Here is a 16,627-nt window from a genome sequence, read left to right on the forward strand (position 1 = left end):
CGAAAATTCTGTAGGAAGAAAGTTAGCGGGTCAGGTGTAGAAGGGTATCGCAGGCTGCGGTTGCAAGGTCTGAAGCAGCTGGGCTGGCAGGTACGGTGGCGGTCAGACCCAATTCGACAGCTTGGAGGGCGGTTGATTTTCCAATGGCAATGAGATGGGGGAAATTCTCTCGGCTACCCTGCGGCGAAGTCACCCATCCTTGATAAAACGCCCGGAGTAACGAGGGCGCTGTAGCAATCAGAATTCGCGCAGTGGAATTATCTGCCGAGGTACGTCCCTGAGCTACTTCTAAAGCCTGATTGAGCGAAAGCGGTTCGTACTCCCCGTAAGACTTTGAGCCCTGTACGAGCGCCGATTCAGCGGGAAAGTCCCGCATTTGATAGACGGTGGCGACATCAACCCGGTGTCCTAGCGCTTTCAGTCCTTCGCGAAGTGTTGGACGAGCGTTGGCACCCTGTACGCACAAAATACGTTGGTTCAAACCAGCAGATGCTGGCCACTGTTGAATCATGTGCTGAGCATCTTGGATATCGGGAATGAAATTCGCAGTAATGCCCAGTTTTTTTAGTTCAGCAGCAGTACCCTGTCCCACGGCGGCAATCAATGTTTCCGGGGGAAAGGGTAGAGCTTGAGAAGCTATCAGTTGTTCAAAGGCCCGTACTCCATTGCGACTGGTAAACGTGACCGCATCAAACTGCCCTTTCAAACTCTGGCGGAGCAACTCGCGGGCTACTTCCCGCGCATTCTGGGGGATAAGCTCTGCCTCGTGGAGAGGTACGCAGAGCAGCTCAATTGCGCCAGAAGGTGAAGACAACAGGGATTTCCCTACCCCCTCGAGGAGCTCATCAATGAGCTCCCCAGCGGCGGCAGGTGTTCTCGTCACAAAGATTTGTGCAGATGCAGTCATTAGAGGGTCAGATTTGCCAGGCGGGCGGCGCCCATGGAGAGAAGTTCATCAGCAAGTTTTTCTCCCAATGTTTTCGCGCCATCCGCCGATAGATCGGAAGTGGTTGCTTGGTGGCGTAGGGATTCAGAGCCGTCAGGGTTTGCTACCACTGCGTCTAGGACGAGTGTTTGCTCCTCTAACCGCGCAAAAGTTCCTACGGGAGCTGCGCATCCGGCTTCTAAACGTGCCAACAGAGCCCGCTCGGCGGTCACTGCCCAACGAGTAGGCGCATGGTCGACGGCGCGAATTGCCTCTGCCAGTTCAGTAGCTTTTTCGACGTCGCTCTCGCGCACCTCCAGCGCCAGAGCGCCTTGACCAGCGGCGGGGAGCATCTGAGTGGGATCAAGATAATCGGTAACTGTCTCTTCAAAACCCAGACGGCGTAAACCCGAGGCCGCCAGAACCACCGCATCGCAGTCCCCGGCAGGTGTGCTTTGATTTCCATAGGATTCGAATCCTGCTACGCGCGCCAACCGAGTACCCACATTGCCGCGAATATCTACAATCTCGATATCGGGTCGGATCAAGCGCAATTGTGCTGCGCGGCGGGGAGATCCGGTTCCGATGCGGGCACCAGCGGGTAGTTTCTCTAAGGTCAACCCGTCGCGAGCAATCAGAGCATCACGGGGATCTTCTCGCTCCGGAATCCCCGCAACGACCAGTCCGGGGCAGGGAGCAGTGGGCAAATCTTTGAGAGAGTGCACCGCAAAGTCAACCGATCCGTCGAGCACGCGGGTACGTAGGGTTGCTGCGAATACTCCGGTACCACCCATCTGAGAGAGGGGGCCGGTCAACACATCGCCCTCGGTGCGAACGGTACGTAGTTCCACCTCAAAGTTGCCGGCTGCAGCGATTTGATCAGCTGCCATTCCCGATTGGGTGAGGGCAAGAGCAGAACCGCGCGTTCCTAGGATAAAGGTCATGAACGCGCTCCTTCTGCTTTATCGGCACCTGTATACGTAGCAATGGTAGGCTTCTGAGCTTTTGCTCGTGCCGATACGCAACAGTCAGGGTTGCAGGCGTCAAACCACCCAGGGGTGCCGCAGGCACTGGTTCTCAATTCATCCAGCTCAGCGGGATTTTGCGAAGGGGCAGAAGATGCCACACGCTGGACGATGAGTTGGCGCAACATTTCAACGTACTCGGGGTGGGTTCCGGGAGTCGGTGTCCGTGTTGCCACGAACCCCAGTTTCTCGCAGGTGTCCAGAGCCTCGGTGTCCAAGTCCCACTTGACTTCCATGTGGTCTGAGACGAATCCCAGCGGCACCAGAACCACGCCGTCCACAGTGCCTTCTAGCGCTTCGAGGGCATCGTTCACATCGGGTTCAAGCCAGGGCATAGACGGCGGACCGGAACGAGACTGGTAGACCAGCTCCCATTCCACGTCTTTCAACAGCTCAGGATGTTTTTTCTCCACTCCGGCGAGCACCGCGCGAGCAGCCTGCAGATGTTTTTCAACGTAGGCGGAGCCACCTTCGTAGTCGACGCCGCGAGGTCCCGCTTCATTTGCCGCGCTGGTGGGTATCGAGTGGGTGCAGAACATAATGCGAATCTTGCCGTTGCCGGCAGCTTTCCGCTCTGCCTGCTCTAGCCGGGCGCGCACGTCCTGTAGTCCTTCGATGAGACCGTCTTCGAAAGGCGCGATGAAACCGGGGGCGTCAAAATACTGGCGTACCTTATCGATTTGTAGCTTTCCTTCGAGGCCCAGCTGCTCTAAGGCAATACCGTAATCCTCGCGGTATTGGCGGCACGATGAATATCCCGGGTAAGCGCTGGTAGCCAGTACCAAGATTTTGCGCGCGCCCTTGTCGTAGGCCTCTTGAACTACGTCTTTGACGTAAGGCTCCCAGTTTCGATTTGCCCAGGTTATGGGCACATCGGGACCTTTTTCAGCGAGTGCCGTTTGTAGGGCTGCCAGGAGCGCACGGTTCTGCTCGTTAATCGGCGAGACTCCCCCGTTGGCGCGGTAGTGAGTGGCTACCTCTTCTAGACGCTCGTCGGGGATTCCTCGCCCTGCGGTGACGTTGCGCAGAAAGGGGATAACGTCCTCTTGGCCTTCAGGGCCGCCGAAGGAGGAAAGAATAACGAGGTCGTAATCCTGCGGTGCCTCAGAGCGCACACGGGTAAGGTTCTCTTCCCCATGGAACACCTCCAGGTTCTGCTCATTCAGAACGGCTGGCCCGTTGGTTGCAGTGTTCTGGGGGTCTGTCCGATTCGGAATAATGTCGGTGGGAAGTTGAGTCATTTAAGCAAGTACTCCTGCCACTTCACTGGCTTCAATGCGGCGACCAGTGTAGAACGGGATTTCTTCGCGGATGTAGTGGCGTGCCTCTGTGTTGCGGAATGAACGCATCAGGTCTACCAGCAGAACCAGTTCAGGGGATTCGAGGGCAATGAGCCATTCGTAGTCATTGAGTCCGAACGTTGCGATGGTGTTGGGGAGAACTTCGCGGAAGTCTACGCCCTTCATGCCGTGATTCTTCATGATTTCGCGGCGCTTTTCGGGGTTGATGGTGTACCAGTCGTAGGAGCGAACGAAGGGGTAGACGCAAATCCAACGCTCTGGGGCAATACCCTTGGCGAAGGATGGGGTGTGGTTGTTAGAGAATTCTGCATCGCGGTGTACGCCCATGGTCGACCAGACGATTTTGGTGCCGGAGAATGCAACGGTTCGGCGGATATCTCGGATAGCTGCCTGAAGGTCTTCAGGGGTTGCGCCGTGAACCCAGACCATGACGTCGGCGTCGTTGCGCATCGCTGAGACATCGTAGAATCCGCGTACGGTGACGCCGTTGGATTCAAGGCGTGCTACAACCTTGTTCAATTCTTCGGTGGCAGCTTCAGATATTGCGTTGTCCGCAGGCTGGGTATCACGGGCAAAAACGGTGTGAATGGAATAGTGGAACTGGTCATCGAGCTCGGCGGTTTCGCCGGGTCGCTGACCCTGAATCTTTCCGTGGGCATCTTTAGCGGTGGGCATGGATGCGCCGTGGCCGTGGCTGTATGCGTGTGCTTTTTCCTGCTGTGACATGGTGTTCTTCCTTTTCTGCGTCCCAGTTTGTGTTGAGCTGGCACGCGGCTTCTGTCTGGAAAATAAAATCTTTAGTCGGCTGATGTTGCGTCAATAAATTCGTGCATGGTGCGGCGGGTATCTGCGGTGACGGCGGCTAGCCCGTTGCCTGATAACCAGGCGCCCACTGCGGTAACGCCTTCTAGATCCTGCAGTGAGTTGCGAAACTGCTGTACTTTTTCGCGGTGTCCGGGGCGCATGGTGGGCAAAGAGCCCTTCCATCGCACTACGTCAGCCCCCAGTAAATTGCCCCGGGTGATGCTGACGCCCAGTAGCTTGCCTGCATCGTGCATTGCCAGAGTGATGAGCTGGTCATCATAGAGGGAAACTTCGCGCAAAGGTCCGTGGTCGTTGCCTCGTCCGTAAGACAGACGCACGACGTGTTTGCCCGGACCCATTTCCTCTGCAATCCACTTCCACTTGGCAGTGGCATGGGTTAGCGCTTTGGCGCGTACGGTGGCTACCTGATCGCTGACTAGCAGACCGGTGCCGCGGGGGCGAGAATCCAATTCTGGCTGCTCAATGGCGAGGGTAACCAGAGCAATTTCGTGCCCTGCTTTGACCTGGGGAATGGTGGAAGCATCCAAATGGGATCCCAGGATTCGCAAGGTAGTGGGTCCATCGGTTGCCATCACTAAGTATTTGCCGTGAACCGGTGCAACGCGCTCCCCCAGCTGGGGTGCCCTTTGTAGCAGGGTCCAACCGCCTCGATCGGGGTCACGGTCAACGGCGATGGCATCGTAGCCGGTGAGGATACGCACACGGCGGCGCAGAACATCACGCACCAAAGCCTCAGAGAGCTGGTTCATACCTCCTACTAGGCCAGCAACCTGGGATCCAGCCGGAGAGGCAGCTCGCAATGATGCCGAAGCGGCGGCAAGCGAACCTCGCTGGGCGAGCGCTGCCCGCAGACCGGGGATAACGCTTTCAATTTCGACTTCATCGGGATGGGTCGATTGGACGCCGGTGGTTACCGGCGCAACGAGTCGGTCGACAACCTGCTGGCCCATACGCTTGCGAACAAGTTCACCCAGAGTCTTAGCGTTGGCGCCCACAGACGCAGGGAGTAGCTTATCCATCTTGGCTCGTCGAAGACCAGCTGATGAAAGAATTTCCCGGATTGAAGGATCGCTCAAATCGCCAGGAATACCCAGAATTCCCGTGCGAGGAGCCGGGTGGGCGCCGTCTTGCAAGTACAGCCATGAGCCGCCGTCATAAGGTGAGCAAATCTTATCTTCAATGCCCAATTCGGTGAGCAGTTCCGCAACATCAGAGGTGCGGGTAGCAAACGATTCAGCCCCCGAATCGAGCACGTGCCCATCTACCTCGTGTGCGCCTACAGCACCACCGAGATGAGAGCGCTTTTCAACGAGAGTAACGCGCAGCCCCTTCATCGCTAGTTCACGGGCAGCGAGCAAACCGGAGATGCCGCCACCTACCACCACCGCAGATTCGCGGTGAGTTCGTCGGGAGTCCATAGCCATTATTGTTCAAGAATGCTTTCTACTCGTGCTGGGTAGTTTGGGTGTGAATATACTCCACCAGGCGGGTCAGGACGGCGGGGTCGGTGCTCGGGGGTACGCCGTGGCCCAGATTTACCACGTGGGTGGGTGCGCTGTTGCCAGCTGCTAGTACCTGATCGGTGTGCTCGCGCAGAGCGTCCCAACCCGATGCCAGCAAGGCAGGGTCGATATTTCCTTGCAGTGGAATCCCTCCGCCCAAGCGCTGCTCAGCTTCGGTCAGGGATAGGCGGTAGTCCACTCCAACGACGTCAGCGCCAGCCTCGTGCATAGCGCCGAGTAACTCAGCAGTACTCGTGCCAAAGTGGATACGTGGGACACCGAATTCTTCAACCATTGCCAAAGCATCCGCAGAGTGTTTCTGAACGAAACGCCGATAATCCGCTTCAGATAGTGAACCTGCCCAAGAGTCAAAGAGCTGCACCGCAGACGCGCCGGCTTCTATCTGAGCGCGAAGGAACTGGCCTGAGGTGCGTGCCGCCCACTGCCCCAGGGCTTCCCATGCTTCGGGTTCAGCGTGCATCATGGTTCGCGGGCGCAGGTGGTCGCGGGAGGGTCCGCCTTCCACCATATAAGCGGCAACGGTGAAAGGAGCCCCAGCAAAGCCAATCAGCGGGGTATCTCCTAGTTCTTTGACGGTCAGCTCAACAGCTTCGCGAATAGGATCCAACGCAGAGTCTTCAAGTTCGGGAAGGTTCTTGATCTCTTCCAACGTGCGAACCGGAGTATCGAGTACTGGACCGCGCCCGGGCACAATATCAACGCCAACCCCGGCGAGCTTCATAGGAATCACGATGTCAGAAAAGAAGATGCCCGCATCCACGTTGTGTCGCCGCACAGGTTGGAGGGTAATTTCAGCTGCCAACGAAGGAGTCAGGCAAGCATCCAACATCGGGACACCTTCGCGAACCTTTAAATATTCAGGAAGTGAACGCCCAGCCTGACGCATGAACCACACGGGACGATGCGCGCTCTGCCGCCCGGTCAGTGCTCTCATCATCGGAGAGTCAGCGGTTCCACCCGCTCGCAAGGGGTGATGGGCAGGCAGGTGCTTCAGCTGCTCGTCGGTGAGCAAGTTACGCTGGCGAAGTGATGAAGTCATATGTTCTATTGTGCCAATAAATTCTGGGTGTTTTGTCTACACTCTGTCATTTATTTGTGCTCGGCACGGTAAGGAGCGCGCATTCCCCGCTGAGTCCAACCCATTCGGGGTATCTCATTCATGAGTTTGACCTCAGCTATTCGCCAAGGTAGCTCAGACATGTTTATGATATTGAAGTCGTGACTATTTTTTCTCTCGTAGCATCTCACCAAACTGTCGATTTGAGCACCGTGGCACATCTAGCCAACGGTGCTAGTTCACTTGATGCCTCAGAACTCGATGTAGAAACCCGAGGTTTAGTGGTTCTCTCTACCTGCAATCGCCTAGAAATCTACGGGGAAACAGCTCAGGATACTGTGGCGACGGACCAAAAAGCAGAACAAGATGTCGCCGAAGTAGCCACCGCGATTTTTGAAGAACTCTCAGCGCTATCGTCCTTAGATTATTCGACCGTTGAATCAAGTTTTGACGTCTTTTTCAACGACGCTGTAGCTCACCATCTCTTCACCGTTGCCTCAGGTCTTGAATCCGCAGTTGTGGGAGAACGAGAAATCACCGGCCAAGTTCGCCGCGCCATCACTGCCGCTCAAGAAGAGGGCAAAGCCTCTGGAAATCTTGTGCGGCTTTTTGACAACGCAGCCAATACTGCCCGACGAGTAGGACAGCAAACACTCTTGGGCGCTCGCGGACGCTCGGTGGTCTCTGTTGCTTTGGACCTTGCCGACGACGTCGCCGAGAAAACGTGGAAAGACCGATCGGCTTTGGTTTTTGGTACGGGTGCCTATGCAGGTGCCACCGTTGCAGCCTTGCGAGATAGAGGTTGCCAGAATATTACGGTATATTCCTTCACCGGCCGTGCAGCTACTTTTGCCCACAAGCGTGGGGTAAAAGCGATTGACGGCGCTTCTTTGCCTCAGGCGCTGGCTAGTGCAGATGTCATTATCGGGTGTTCGGGTAGCTCTGATCCGCTCAGTGCCGATGAAATTCCTGCGGGAAAGCGGGTTATCCTCGATCTTGCCCTCACTCGCGATTTCGCCCCCGAGGTAGCCGACCTCCCAGATACAGAACTCATTACTTTAGAGTCTGTGCGCTTGGCAGCCCCTGAAGAAATGGATAGTTCCGTGCAGCTTGCCCACACAATAGTGGACAATGCTGTTGAGGAATTCCGCATTAAACAAAAGGCGCGCACTGTAGATGCTGCTATTGTTGCTCTTCGAGAGCACACCATGTCCATTCTCGACTCCGAGTTAGAGAAAGTTCGTGGACACTTTGGGTGTGGAGGAGCTGCTGATCAGGTCGAATTCGCAATGCGTCGCATGGTCAAATCCCTTTTACACACTCCTACGGTCAGAGCACGTTCGCTAGCCCAAGAAGGCAGAGAATCCGAATATATTGCGGGTCTCGAAGCACTTTACGGCATTGAAGTTTCGCAGTCTCAAGAAAAAGTCGTCCGAGATATCCCTCAGGCAGACGCATCTTAGAGTATGGCATTCATCAATCTCACACGTAGATAATTTCGCACCTTAGATACGTCAGGACACACACTTGAGCGCACATTTCGAGAATCAGTCCGAGCCCACTGCCCTCAGCGGACTCTCCGCAGAACAGGCAACCGGTGGCATTCGCCTTCCTAAAAAATTACGACGTCAGCAGTTAGTTTTTTCAGCCCTTCGAGTTTTTTCCTCCCAGGGTTATCACGTCACGACCATGAACCACATTGCGTCGGCAGCAGACGTCACCAAGCCAGTTCTTTATCAGCACTTCAAATCAAAGCGCGATCTTTATCTTGCCGTTCTCGATGAGCAAATTGATGATCTCATCAAGCGCATTGTTGAGCCTCTCTACCGCACAGAAAATAATCGTAGCCGCGTAGAGGGTGCCCTCAGCGCTTTCTTTGAGTTCATCCGCACCAATCCCCAGGGCTACAGGCTCATTTTTGAGTCTGATATTCAAAGTGACCTTGCAGTTCAAGAATGCTTGGACAAGCTCTACACCTCTATCGCGGGGCATATCGCTGGCATTCTTGGTCCCAACGCCGGTCTGCCCATCAAAGAAGCAGTCCTGCTGGCACGAACGCTTACAGGCATGGTTATTTCTGCCACGCAACACGCAATTAGCCAAGGTGCATCCACCGATGAGCTCGCTCAGGTGGAGCAACTGGTGTTCCGCTTAGCGTGGGGCGGCATTTCTATTATTGACGAAGATTGGGAATAATCGAGATCTCAAAATTTGCTCTGAGTGATATTCGAAAAATCACAGGGGCGCTCCCCCTAGACTAAATTCAACGCAAATATTTTTCGTTGAAGGAAACGGAGTAAAAGTGGAAATCAAAATTGGCGTTCAGTATGTCCAACGCGAAATCGTTATTGAGACCGAAGAGTCAACGAATGACATCAAGGCAAAGGTATCCCAGGCTTTGCAGGATAAGTCAGTTCTAGAGCTAGAAAATACTAAGGGTGCTATCACTTTGATTCCTGCCGAGCAGATTGGTTACATCGAACTCGGCGCAGAGACCAAGCCTCGTATTGGCTTTGGATTTTCCGAATAAGAATTAATAAAACCCTGATGAAGCAGTGAGAGCGTGTTGCCGCTCTCACTGCTTCATTTTTCAATTTGCTACTATGAGAAGTGTTATCTGGTTGCCCGGTCGTTGGACGGCATATACCATTTTGAGACTCTCCCCGTTGAGAGCGTACTTTTTACGATCGGCTTCCCCACTCGCGTCCTGTCTATCCCGGTTCTAAAACTGGCGGATTTCAGACAGTAGATGCACCTATATTTTCAAGGAAACCTTCGTTGACTGAAGAAATTAAGACTTTTGCCGATTACGGCTTACGAGAAGATATCTGCGAGGCACTGGCCGAACGCGGTATCCTTTCTCCTTTCCCTATCCAGGCACTCACCCTTCCCGTCGCTCTTGGCGGCCATGACATTATCGGCCAGGCGAAAACCGGTACAGGTAAGACCCTCGGTTTTGGTTTGCCAGCTATTCAGCGAGTGGTTGGCCGAGATGACGCCGGTTGGTCCCACCTCAAATCCCCCGGTGCGCCTCAGGCACTCATCGTGGTCCCTACCCGCGAGCTTGCTATTCAGGTGGGTTCTGACCTTGAAGCTGCGGCGAAGAAACGCAACGCTCGTACAGTCACCCTGTACGGCGGTGTGCCTTACGAATCGCAGGTTAAGGTTCTGGATGAGGGCGTCGAGTTGGTAGTGGGCACCCCCGGTCGCCTGATCGATTTGCAGCGCCAAAAGAAGCTGAATCTTTCGCAGGTCAAGATTGTAGTTCTTGACGAAGCCGATGAAATGTTGGACTTAGGCTTCTTGCCCGATGTTGAAAAACTCCTGGCGGTCCTGCCCGAAGTTCGCCAGACTATGCTGTTCTCAGCCACTATGCCCGGCCCCGTAGTAACTATGGCTCGCCGCTACATGACCAAGCCTATGCATATTCAGGCGTCGTCTCCGGACGATGAGTCTATTACTAAGGCATCCATCCGCCAGGTGATTTACCGTGCGCACCCGCTGGATAAGGACGAGCTGGTCGGCCGCATCCTCCGTGCGAACGGTCGCGGTCGCACCATCATTTTCTGTAAGACCAAGCGATCGGCCGCGAAACTTGCCGACGAACTTAACACCCGCGGATTCGCCGCCGGCGCCCTTCACGGTGACTTGAACCAGGGAGCGCGCGAACAGGCTCTTCAGGCGTTCCGTGATGACCGCGTTGATGTTCTCGTGGCAACCGACGTCGCCGCTCGCGGTATCGACGTTGATGACGTCACACATGTCATCAACTTCCAGTGCCCCGAAGACGAGAAGACCTACCTGCACCGTGTGGGTCGCACCGGACGCGCGGCGAACAATGGTACCGCAGTCACCCTGGTGGATTGGGAAGATGTCCCCCGCTGGTCGCTCATCAACAAAGCACTGGAGCTGGGCGTTCCTGAGCCCGTAGAGACTTACTCATCCTCCGATCATCTGTTTACTGACCTCGATATTCCTGAGGGCGTCAAGGGCAAGTTGCCCCGCGACGAACAGACGAAAGAAGGCCTCTCTCAGAACCACTCAGCCGGAGTTCGGAGTAATAATCGCCGCAACGAGCGCGTTGGTTCTCGCCAAGGCAACGGCAGGAACCGTAACCGCTCGGAGCGCGGTGGCGCTCGCCGCCGCGACGGCGAGAAATCTGCACAGAACGAGAAGTCCAATAATCGCCGTCCTCGGCGCCGGCGCGCTGATGGGGATTCCGCGCAGAAAACGGCAGACTCTCGTGAAAAATCGGTAGAGAAGTCTTCAGATGGCACGCGCCGTCGTCGACGTCGCCGCAAGCCCGCGGATAACAAGGGCGAGTAAGTAGTTCTTGGCGGGGAAGGAGCAGGTGATTTCACCGGTTCCTTCCCCTTTCTATCTACTGGGTGAAAAGGTGGAAAGTTTCCGGATGCGTTGAACCGTGTGCCGATCGGTGGTGTTTTCACCCAGACGGTTTGGCTTGCCAGCACCGTGATAATCAGATGACCCGGTTACCAACAAGTCATGCTCGAACGCTATGCTATGTAACCATTTCTGGTCTTCAAGTGAATTATCGCGGTGATGAACTTCTAGCCCGGCAAGTCCCGCATCAATCATTTCTTCGATGAGCTCTGCAGAGGCAATGCGGCCTCGACTACGAGCGCGCGGATGCGCCATAACCGGCACTCCCCCGGCGGCACGTACCAGCCGTACGGCTTCAACCGGATTCACTGCATAGTGCGACACATAGTAGCGCGATTGTGGGGTGAGGATGGAAGCGAAGGCTTCTGAGCGGTTCTCCACAGCACCGGCTGCCACGAGAGCATCAGCTATGTGGGGTCTGCCTACAGTGGCTCCCTCACCCGTTTGTTCCATGACGTCGTCCCAATCGATAGGATAGTCTTCGCTCAGAAGAGTCACCATCCGCTGGGCACGGTGAATGCGGGATTCGCGGGCACGAGCAATTTCCTGCAAGAGTGGCTGATAGGTGGGATCATGCAAGTAGCTGAGCAGGTGAATGCTCACGCCATGCCCCGCACAGGAAATTTCCATTCCCGCCACAAAATCTAGTCCTAGTTTTTGAGCGGTTTGATCTGCTTCAGACCAGCCAGCTGTGGTGTCATGGTCGGTCAGCGCAAAGCCGTCTAAACCTGTTTCAGCAATTTCCTGAACCAGATCTTTGACCGACTGAGTACCGTCTGAAATTTTTGAATGCACATGCAGGTCATAACCCATGCCTCTATCTTAGGTCGCTTGCACCCATAGCCAGAAGTGAACCGGAGATGATAAGCGTTACCTGCCGTATTAGAGTTAAAACCATGAATACTTCTGAGAACAATTTTGAAATAGATTATCAGCCGCTGGAAGAGCGTGTTAATAATCGTTCGCAGCCTCCTAAATCCCATGCTTTTACTGAGTTTATTAGTTCTAACTGGGCACCGAGCAACCAGCAGATTCCCAATCGTGCTGAGGTAGCCGATTTTGCTGCAAAGCGCCGTCGGGCTATTTCATTGAAGTTCCCCGGTGAGCGTTTGGTTTTGCCTGCGGGTCCTTTGAAAGTTCGCTCTAACGATACGGATTACCGCTTCCGCCCCCATTCTGCTTTTGCACATCAGACGGGGTTAGGTACCGACCATGAGCCCGACGCAGTGCTGGTTTTTGAGCCTGTAAAAGAAGGCGCTGGGGATAATGGTTCGAATCATGAGGTGACTCTTTACTTCCGTCCTTTGGCGGGGCGAGATACCGAGCAGTTCTATTCGGATCCTCGATACGGTGAATTTTGGATTGGCCCCCGCCCCACCCTTGCTGAAATTGAAGCTGAGTACGGTGTGAAGTGTAAAGATCTTTCCGAGCTCGAAGTTGCTATCACCAAGAATGCCGGAAATAAAGCGCTCGGTGGTGTTCAGATTCGACTGGTGCGCAATGTCGATTTGAACATCGACGCGCTGGTGGATACCTCGCGGTATAACACCGGCGTTGATTTGGAACAGGCAGATGCCACCGATGCTGTGTTGACCGAAGCGCTTTCCGAGGCTCGTTTGGTGAAGGACGCGGTAGAAATCGATAATCTGCGCCGTTCGGTAGCGTCTACCGTTGAAGGGTTCGAAAACGTTATTCGAGCTTTGCCTCGTGCGGTAGCGCACCGTCGTGGCGAACGCGTTATCGAAGGTGCTTTCTTCACGAAAGCCCGCGAAGAGGGCAACGACTTGGGTTATGACACCATTGCTGCCTGCGGTAACAATGCCACCGTACTGCACTGGATTCAGAACACCGGTGCAGTCGAAGAGGGCAAGCTAGTACTGTTGGACGCCGGTGTTGAGGACGATACGCTGTACACCGCTGATATCACCCGTACTTTCCCCGTCAACGGAAAATTTTCCGAAGTTCAGGCAAAGGCTTATCAGGCGGTGCTGGACGCTGCAGATGCGGCATTTAAGGCAGCAGTTCCTGGCAATAAATTCCGCGACGTCCATGCTGCAGCGATGAATGTTCTCGCCTCCCGCCTTGAGGACTGGGGGCTTCTGCCGGTCAGCGCCGAGGTCGCTCTTTCGGACGAGGGCGGGCAACACCGTCGTTGGATGCCGCACGGCACCAGCCACCATCTAGGGCTGGATGTGCACGACTGCGCGCAGGCGAAAAAAGACCTCTACTTGGATGGCACTATCGAAGCGGGTATGGTCTTCACTATCGAGCCCGGTCTGTACTTCAAAGAAGAAGATCTTTCCATTCCAGAAGAACTACGAGGTATCGGCATTCGATTGGAGGACGATGTCCTGATTACTGAAGCAGGCAATGAGAATCTTTCCGCTGCGTTGCCTCGTACGGTTGAAGAAATTGAGCAGTGGATGGCAGAGCTAGCTCAATAGAGCAATCTTGCGTCCGAAGACAAGAACAAGGCCCATCACCGCTCAGGTGATGGGCCTTGCTCATGAGTTCAGCAGATAACTGTTCTACAGTGTCTCTCAATCAAGAGAGGTCATAAGTTAGGACTTGCGGGAACCGTGGTGTTCCGAGGGCTCCTCTGGGGCAGATGAAGCAGGTGCGTTGCGTACGGAATCCTGAACCTCTTGAGAATCCTCTACCTTCAGACCGTATCGTTGAGGACTCTGCTCTTCTCGCACCTTTTCGATTCTCTGTTCAGAATCGTCCGGGCGCATTGGTTCGGTGCGCACCATCTTGGCGTACTCTTCGGGGTCGTCAATGCGTAGCCCAAATTTGCCGCCGGCGGGCGAGCCGTCCCTGTTATATTCGGGGCCAACAAAGGTGGTGGGATCTGCTTGTTCATGGGAGTGCCCCTGAACTACAGATGATGGTGTTCCCGATGCGGGGGTATTGGGGCGTGCTAGCTGCGGGCGGAAGTTCTGGGAACGGACGCCCAGTACTTCACGAGCCTGTGCCGCTACGCTGGGATTGCTCATCAGCGAAAAAGCTGTAGGAATCATTTGCTGGCGCATCTGGAAGGCGCCGTTCTTGTTCCCCCGAGAAAAAGAGAGAATGCCAAAAATCATCCAGATGGCAATGCCCAAGGGTACTGCGGAAGCAAGATGCGGCAAGACTGATGTGCCGGTCACCAATGCGGTCACCACGCCGATTAGAGCACCGAAGGTTGCACCGCTAAGCGCTGAGCTCAAAGCAATACGTGGATATGACAGCTTGCCTATAAAATATTCAACTTGTTTGAGGTCATGCCCCACCACAAAAAATGCCTGGGCAGGTAAGCCTGCGCTCGTCAGACGCCCCATCGCGGCATCCAGTTCTGCACGAGAAGTAAAGTTTTGCACCAGCTCACCGCGGGGAATTTTGCCGGCTTCTGGAATAACGGGTGTTATCTGTTGCTCATTCATGTACATTATTTTTCCGTGTTTACCGCAAAGATTCCTAATAATTGCCCAAGGTATCGCAACAGGCGAAAAAATGAGTAAATTTTGACTCCTTGACAGGGAAATCTACTCGTTTATCTCACACTTTTCTCTGGGACTCCCGATTTGCCCTCAATATCCCCTAATCTTGAAAGGGTGAGTACTACACCGAACAAAATCTTTATTGCCCGTCTACTCGGCATGGACGTTTTTGACCCCCTGGGTGATCGTCTAGGACGATTACGCGATATTGTGGTGCTCAAACAGAGTTTTGGTGCCCTTTCCGCGTTGACAGGAACCGCTGGACAAAAGGGCAAAGAGCCCATCGTAGTGGGCATCGTGATTGAAGTCCTGGGTAAGAAACGAATTTTTGTACCTATGACCCGCGTAACGACTATTGAATCTTCGCAGATTATCTGTACCGGTTTGGTTAATCTCCGCCGGTTCGAACAGCGTGGATCCGAGGCACTGGTCGTTGCTGAAATTTTTGACCGCAAGGTACGACTGACCGACGGTTCAGGTGAAGCAATGGTTGAAGATGTTGCCATGGAGCAGCGCCGGAATGGTGACTGGTTCCTCTCCGAGCTCTTTGTCTCTCGCGCCCACGAAACCGGTGGTCTGCTGCGCCGTCGTAAAGATACTCTGATTGTGGACTGGAATGAAGCGATTCTCTCCACCGATTTAGAACCCCAGGCTGCGACCGCGTTCGTCGAAAACCATGCAAACGCCAATCCTGCGGACTTGGCAGATGCCATCCACGAGATGAACGACAAGCGCATGGTCGAAGTTGCCCATGAACTCCAAGATGAGCGCCTAGCAGACGTCTTGCAGGAACTTCCCGAAGATGACCAGGTGGAAATTCTTTCTCACCTCGATGTGGAACGCGCCGCCCAGGTTCTCGAGGAAATGGAACCGGATGACGCCGCCGACCTCCTCAACGAACTATCCGATGCTCAACGTGAAGAACTGCTGCACTTGATGGAACCAGAAGAAGCAGACGATGTCCGTCGTCTTCTGGAATATGAGGAGGGAACCGCAGGTTCGTTAATGAACCCTGTTCCAATTATTCTCTCCCCCGAAGCTACCGTTGCTGAGGCACTGGCGCATATCCGGCAGGAAGAAATTTCCCCCGCGATGGCAGCTGCCGTCTTGGTAGCCCGTCCCCCGTTGGAAACCCCCACTGGTAAATATCTAGGTATGGTTCATATGCAGCAGCTTCTTCGCTATCCGCCCAGCGAGCTGGTGGGAACACTTTTGGATTCCTCCATCGAACCGGTCTCCGATATGTCTTCTCTTGCGGAAATTTCCCGCATCCTCGCAACGTATGACCTCACCATCATACCCGTCGTCAACCAGCATGACCGATTAGTCGGTGCGATTACTATTGACGACGTGTTAGACGCTATCTTGCCCGAAGACTGGCGAACCTATGACGATGGAACTCCGATTCGAAAGGTAGGACGCCGTTTTGAGTGATAAGAACCGCGACCGTTCCTCCACCGATGAACACCTCTCCCAGCCCCAGGCAGCTCGTCGCAAGTTTGCCTTCTCGTCGAATCCCGATAGCTTTGGTCGCGCCACTGAATCTATTGCGCGATTCATGGGTACTCCCACCTTCTTGCTCTACATGACGGTCTTCTGCGGTCTCTGGCTGGGGTGGAATACCTTGGCACCTGAAGAGATGCAGTTTGACCCCCGTTCATTGAACTTCACTCTGCTCACGTTGATGCTTTCTTTGCAGGCATCCTATGCTGCCCCGCTGCTCCTTTTGGCGCAGAATAGGCAGGACGACCGCGACCGCGTGATTGCCTCACAGGACCGTAAGCGCGACCAAGAAAACCTGGAAGAGACCCAGTACCTCACCCGTGAAATTGCCGCTTTGCGCATTGCTTTGCGCGAGGTGGCCACCCGCGATTACGTACGTAGCGAATTGCGCGACATCATGGAAGAACTACAGAAAATTCAGGATAAGCAGAATCAGTTAGATCAGTATGTGCCGGAAGCACGAGATCCACTGACCGGTTCTGTAGCTATCGTGACTGAAGAATCGCGGAAGAAGAAAAAGGTTAAGGATGTCGATGAGAGCGAGCACGACTCCCCTAACCAATAGCCTATTTACCGCAGCAACCT

At 54.5% G+C, this 16,627-nt stretch carries 15 protein-coding genes; 7 read left to right on the top strand and 8 right to left on the bottom strand.

The genetic code is table 11. The annotated features are described in order from the left end of the window. Positions 1 to 22 precede the first annotated feature (22 nt). From A7E48_RS07005 to hemE, 6 genes are all read right to left on the bottom strand, one after another. A complete protein-coding gene (locus A7E48_RS07005) occupies positions 23 to 907 on the bottom strand; it encodes a uroporphyrinogen-III synthase (RefSeq protein WP_068171371.1) in 885 nt (294 codons plus the stop codon). Then, positions 907 to 1,869 carry a hydroxymethylbilane synthase gene (gene hemC, locus A7E48_RS07010; protein ID WP_068171373.1) on the bottom strand — a complete coding sequence of 321 codons (963 nt, stop codon included), beginning with the start codon at positions 1,867 to 1,869 and terminating at the stop codon, positions 907 to 909. The genes A7E48_RS07005 and hemC overlap by 1 nt, the downstream gene beginning before the upstream one ends. After that, positions 1,866 to 3,191 (bottom strand): ferrochelatase, encoded by a 1,326-nt coding sequence (locus A7E48_RS07015; protein ID WP_068171377.1) that lies wholly within the window; start codon positions 3,189 to 3,191, stop codon positions 1,866 to 1,868. The genes hemC and A7E48_RS07015 overlap by 4 nt, the downstream gene beginning before the upstream one ends. After that, positions 3,192 to 3,926: a hydrogen peroxide-dependent heme synthase gene (gene hemQ / locus A7E48_RS07020; RefSeq protein ID WP_068171483.1), complete on the bottom strand. Its 735-nt coding sequence runs from the start codon at positions 3,924 to 3,926 to the stop codon at positions 3,192 to 3,194. Positions 3,927 to 4,048: 122 nt separating this feature from the next. After that, entirely contained in the window at positions 4,049 to 5,500 is a 1,452-nt protein-coding gene (hemG, locus tag A7E48_RS07025) for a protoporphyrinogen oxidase (protein WP_068171381.1), read from the bottom strand. A 19-nt stretch (positions 5,501 to 5,519) separates the two neighbouring features. Next, a complete protein-coding gene (gene hemE / locus A7E48_RS07030; RefSeq protein WP_083147264.1) occupies positions 5,520 to 6,638 on the bottom strand; it encodes a uroporphyrinogen decarboxylase in 1,119 nt (372 codons plus the stop codon). 179 nt (positions 6,639 to 6,817) lie between these two features. On the opposite strand from hemE, the gene A7E48_RS07035 reads away from it, so the two are divergent. From A7E48_RS07035 to A7E48_RS07050, 4 genes are all read left to right on the top strand, one after another. Then, on the top strand, positions 6,818 to 8,119 hold the full coding sequence (locus A7E48_RS07035; protein WP_068171387.1) for a glutamyl-tRNA reductase: 1,302 nt from the start codon (positions 6,818 to 6,820) through the stop codon (positions 8,117 to 8,119). Between the two features lie 64 nt (positions 8,120 to 8,183). Beyond that, complete coding sequence (locus A7E48_RS07040) at positions 8,184 to 8,852, top strand: TetR/AcrR family transcriptional regulator (RefSeq protein ID WP_233126020.1); 669 nt, start codon at positions 8,184 to 8,186, stop codon at positions 8,850 to 8,852. Between the two features lie 106 nt (positions 8,853 to 8,958). Then, positions 8,959 to 9,186: a DUF3107 domain-containing protein gene (locus tag A7E48_RS07045; RefSeq protein WP_068171389.1), complete on the top strand. Its 228-nt coding sequence runs from the start codon at positions 8,959 to 8,961 to the stop codon at positions 9,184 to 9,186. 248 nt (positions 9,187 to 9,434) lie between these two features. Continuing rightward, positions 9,435 to 10,982, top strand: a complete 1,548-nt coding sequence (locus tag A7E48_RS07050) for a DEAD/DEAH box helicase (RefSeq protein WP_068171392.1) — start codon at positions 9,435 to 9,437, stop codon at positions 10,980 to 10,982. A gap of 51 nt (positions 10,983 to 11,033) precedes the next feature. Here A7E48_RS07050 and A7E48_RS07055 read toward each other — a convergent pair whose 3' ends face one another. After that, positions 11,034 to 11,873 carry a PHP domain-containing protein gene (locus A7E48_RS07055; RefSeq protein WP_068171395.1) on the bottom strand — a complete coding sequence of 280 codons (840 nt, stop codon included), beginning with the start codon at positions 11,871 to 11,873 and terminating at the stop codon, positions 11,034 to 11,036. Positions 11,874 to 11,956: 83 nt separating this feature from the next. On the opposite strand from A7E48_RS07055, the gene A7E48_RS07060 reads away from it, so the two are divergent. After that, positions 11,957 to 13,504, top strand: a complete 1,548-nt coding sequence (locus tag A7E48_RS07060) for an aminopeptidase P family protein (protein ID WP_068171398.1) — start codon at positions 11,957 to 11,959, stop codon at positions 13,502 to 13,504. Between the two features lie 117 nt (positions 13,505 to 13,621). Here the strand turns inward: A7E48_RS07060 and A7E48_RS07065 are convergent, their stop codons facing one another. Then, the gene (locus tag A7E48_RS07065; protein WP_068171400.1) at positions 13,622 to 14,482 is read right to left on the bottom strand and encodes a general stress protein; all 861 of its coding nucleotides are present in this window, start codon (positions 14,480 to 14,482) and stop codon (positions 13,622 to 13,624) included. 171 nt (positions 14,483 to 14,653) lie between these two features. On the opposite strand from A7E48_RS07065, the gene A7E48_RS07070 reads away from it, so the two are divergent. Together A7E48_RS07070 and A7E48_RS07075 are read left to right on the top strand one after the other, a co-directional pair. Further along, positions 14,654 to 15,973: a magnesium transporter MgtE N-terminal domain-containing protein gene (locus tag A7E48_RS07070; RefSeq protein ID WP_068171404.1), complete on the top strand. Its 1,320-nt coding sequence runs from the start codon at positions 14,654 to 14,656 to the stop codon at positions 15,971 to 15,973. After that, on the top strand, positions 15,966 to 16,607 hold the full coding sequence (locus A7E48_RS07075) for a DUF1003 domain-containing protein (RefSeq protein ID WP_083147266.1): 642 nt from the start codon (positions 15,966 to 15,968) through the stop codon (positions 16,605 to 16,607). The genes A7E48_RS07070 and A7E48_RS07075 overlap by 8 nt, the downstream gene beginning before the upstream one ends. Positions 16,608 to 16,627 lie beyond the last annotated feature (20 nt).

The organism is Rothia sp. ND6WE1A (assembly GCF_001683935.1).
Lineage (GTDB): Bacteria > Actinomycetota > Actinomycetes > Actinomycetales > Micrococcaceae > Rothia > Rothia amarae.